A 3,049-nucleotide genomic window follows, 5' to 3' on the forward strand; every position below is an offset into this window, starting at 1 on the left:
CCTTCTCCCGCGCCCGCGGCAACGACCTCACCACCCCGCGCCCCGAGTTCGGCTTCATGGGCCTCGCCCCCGGAGACCGCTGGTGCCTCTGCGCGCTGCGCTGGAAGGAGGCCTGGGAGGCCGGCGCCGCCCCCAGGGTCATCCTCGCCAGCACCCACGCCTTCACCCTCAAGCTCATTCCGCTCGAGGTCCTCGCGGCCCACGCCATGCCCGCCCACCGCCGAACTCGGCCGTAGCCGCGGGGAGGATCGCACCCGGTGCAGCCCGCTCCCGCGCCGCGACCAGCCGGCAGGGACCCGCGCCCCGACGGGTGCTCGCGTTTGACTCAACAGGCTTTCTCAAATATGAATCCCCGTCCATACTCCAGTCACGACTGGCCGCGATCCTGTGCAGTATTTCCGAGTGGAGCGATCCATGCGTAATTCCGCCTTGACCGCCCCTAGCACCGCCCCCGAGCGCCGCAGCCGGGAAGACCTCGCCAAGATCGCGATCTCCGTCATCGTCACCACGATCCTCGCGGCCCAGGTCCTGATCGGCTTCTCCTACCGCGGCGGGCAGACCTTCCCGATGCTCGCCTATCCCATGTACATGCGGGCGCACTACGAGGGCGAGCGGCTGAACGACTACCTGGGCTTTGTCAGCGCCGACGGCGGCGAAGAGAAGGCCCTCGGCCCCGAGGCGCTGGAGCTCTCTCCCCTGCTCTACCAGAAAACGATCGCCGCCCCGATCATCAACGGCAAACCGTCGCCACTCGCCGCCAAAATCGCCCAGGCGACGTGCCAGGCCGGGGGCGCCCGCGGGATCACCATCTCCATCTACGACTCCGGCTACACCATCCGGCGCGATGGCCCGGTCCGTGACGCCAGGAAGCTCATGGGATCCACCACCTTCGATTGCAGCGCGTTCTGATCGCCTGAGAAGCACCATGTCCCGAGCCTGGAACACCTACTGGTTTGCGCCGGCCCCCTGCTTCAATCTGGCCGTGGTGCGGATTATCGCCTGCTTCGCCATTCTCTTCTTCGCGTGGCACAACCAGCTCTACACGGTGATCGCCGGCCTCGGGCCGATGCCGCACGAGAGCTATTCGCCGTTCATCATGTTTAAGGTCCTGAATGCGCCGCTCGGCTGGGGTGCGGGCGCGGACGGGATCTGGGCGGCGCGGCCGAGTTCGGAATTCGTCTCCCTCGTCCTGACCGTCTTCCTCGTGTCAGCGGTGATAGGGATGATCGGGTTGCTGACCAACATCTCCCTCTTCGTCGCCGCCCTCACCCTCCTCTACGTCGCACTCTACAAGTACGCCTTCGGCGACTTCCATCACACCGAGCCGGCAATGATCATTGCGCTCTTCGCGATGGCGCTCAGCCCGGCGGGGCGCGTCCTCTCCGTCGACAGCTGGATTCGAAACCGCGGCAAGCCGGCCGACCCGCTCTCCGTCCTGAGCCCCTTCGCCGGCTGGCCGCTGAAGCTCGTCCAGTGGCTCTTCCCGCTCTTCTATCTTTCGGCGGTCTACAGCAAGCTGACCCACTCCGGTCTCGACTGGGCCAATGGCTATACTCTCCAGTGGTACCTGGCCCGCGATGGAATCGCCGGGGGGCATGTGCTCGGCATGTGGCTGTCGCAGTACCATACCCTCGTCATGCTGGGGCAGATCGGGGTCCTCCTCTTCCAGTCAACCTTCTTCCTCTGCGTGATCTTCCCGACGCTGCGCTGGATCTACGTCCCCGCCGGGTTGTTCCTGCACACCATGATCTACTTCACCCTCGGCGCCCCCTTCTTCTCGTGGATCAGCCTCTATTCGGTCTTCATCCCCTGGTCGGCGGCGGTGTCCCGGCTCCGCCCGCGCAAGGCGCCGGGCACCGCGGCGGCGTGAGGCCACGATGGCCGAGCCCGCAAGCCACGACGGGGCGATCATCGTCTACGACGGCGACTGCCCCTTCTGCTCCCGCTACGTCACGATGGTGCGCCTGCGCGACTCCGTCGGCCCGGTGCGCCTCGTCAACGCCCGCGAGCCCGATCCGATCGTCGACGAGCTCCGCGGCGCGGGCTACGACCTCGACGAGGGCATGGTCCTGAGATACGGCGGCCGCACCTACCACGGCGCCGACTGCATCATGATGCTGGCGATGCTGAGCACCCCGGTCGGCCCCTTCAACCGCGTCAACGCCGCGATCTTCCGCTCACCGACCGCCTCGCGCCTGCTCTACCCGGTGCTGCGCATCGGCCGCAACGCCGTCCTCCGCCTCCTCGGGCGCACACGCATCGCCGACATGCCCGGCTGACGTCTGCCTGCCGAGACTGCATCAGCTGTCCTCGCCATAGGCATTGAGCGCGCTCCGCGTCCAGGTGTCGTTGCGCTTCAGGAAGTCGTGCAGCGTCTTGCCCGCCTCGGCGCGGAAATGCTCATCGAGCAGCACGAACCCCTCGATCCGGTCGAGCCGAAAGGTGCGGAAGTCCGTCCGGAGCTCGCACCAGGCCGCCAGCACCCACACCGGCCCGAAGTAGGCGAGCGACAGCGGCCGCACCGTCCGCTCGCTCCCCTGCCCGAGCACGTCGGTATAGGCGAAATGCACCTTGCGCTGGCTCCGCACCGCCCGCCGCAGGTCGGCGAGGTCGAAGCTGATCGGCTCCATGAAATGCAGCGACGGCGCAAGCAGCGCCGTGCTCGCCATGTAGCCCCTGAGCCGCTCCGGGATCACCGCCTCGATCTTGGCGATCGCGTCCGTCGCCGCCGCCGACAGCTCCCGGTCGGCCCAGCTCTCGACGATGCGCGCCCCGAGCACCAGCGCCTCGATCTCGCTCTCCTTGAACATCAGGGGCGGCAGGTCGAAGCCCGCCCGCAGCACGTAGCCCACCCCCGCCTCGCCCTCGATCGGCACGCCCGAGGCCATCAGGTCGCGGATGTCGCGATAGACCGTCCGCTCCGAGATCTCGAGCGCCTCGGCGATGTCCTGCGCACGCACCGTCGGCTTGCGGCGCAGGATCTGGATGATCTCGAACAGGCGGTCGGCACGGCGCACGGGTCGCTCCTCCGGGACCGAAGTGGCGGAGG

5 protein-coding genes are annotated in these 3,049 nt (G+C 67.8%); 4 read left to right on the forward strand and 1 reads right to left on the reverse strand.

Annotation, left to right across the window (positions count from 1 at the left end; genetic code table 11):
* The 4 genes from Q0112_RS02070 to Q0112_RS02085 all read left to right on the forward strand — a co-directional run.
* Positions 1-236, forward strand: a 236-nt coding sequence (locus Q0112_RS02070) for a DUF2237 domain-containing protein (RefSeq protein WP_297970732.1), incomplete at its 5' end; no start/stop codon positions are given.
* A gap of 178 nt (positions 237-414) precedes the next feature.
* A complete protein-coding gene (locus Q0112_RS02075) occupies positions 415-909 on the forward strand; it encodes a hypothetical protein (RefSeq protein ID WP_297970734.1) in 495 nt (164 codons plus the stop codon).
* 16 nt (positions 910-925) lie between these two features.
* On the forward strand, positions 926-1,870 hold the full coding sequence (locus Q0112_RS02080) for a hypothetical protein (protein WP_297970738.1): 945 nt from the start codon (positions 926-928) through the stop codon (positions 1,868-1,870).
* A 7-nt stretch (positions 1,871-1,877) separates the two neighbouring features.
* Positions 1,878-2,279: a DCC1-like thiol-disulfide oxidoreductase family protein gene (locus Q0112_RS02085; protein ID WP_297970741.1), complete on the forward strand. Its 402-nt coding sequence runs from the start codon at positions 1,878-1,880 to the stop codon at positions 2,277-2,279.
* Positions 2,280-2,300: 21 nt separating this feature from the next.
* Here the strand turns inward: Q0112_RS02085 and Q0112_RS02090 are convergent.
* On the reverse strand, positions 2,301-3,049 hold a 749-nt coding region (locus Q0112_RS02090; protein ID WP_297970743.1), incomplete at its 5' end, for a YafY family protein.

Origin of the sequence: uncultured Amaricoccus sp. (assembly GCF_937858865.1) — a bacterium.
Classification (GTDB): Bacteria; Pseudomonadota; Alphaproteobacteria; order Rhodobacterales; family Rhodobacteraceae; genus Amaricoccus.

Excerpts from the sequence above, each read along its gene's own strand:
- Q0112_RS02075 (WP_297970734.1), top strand. The coding sequence starts at position 415 with ATGCGTAATTCCGCCTTGACCGCCCCTAGCACCGCCCCCGAGCGCCGC.
- Q0112_RS02080 (WP_297970738.1), top strand. The coding sequence starts at position 926 with ATGTCCCGAGCCTGGAACACCTACTGGTTTGCGCCGGCCCCCTGCTTC.
- Q0112_RS02085 (WP_297970741.1), top strand. The coding sequence starts at position 1,878 with ATGGCCGAGCCCGCAAGCCACGACGGGGCGATCATCGTCTACGACGGC.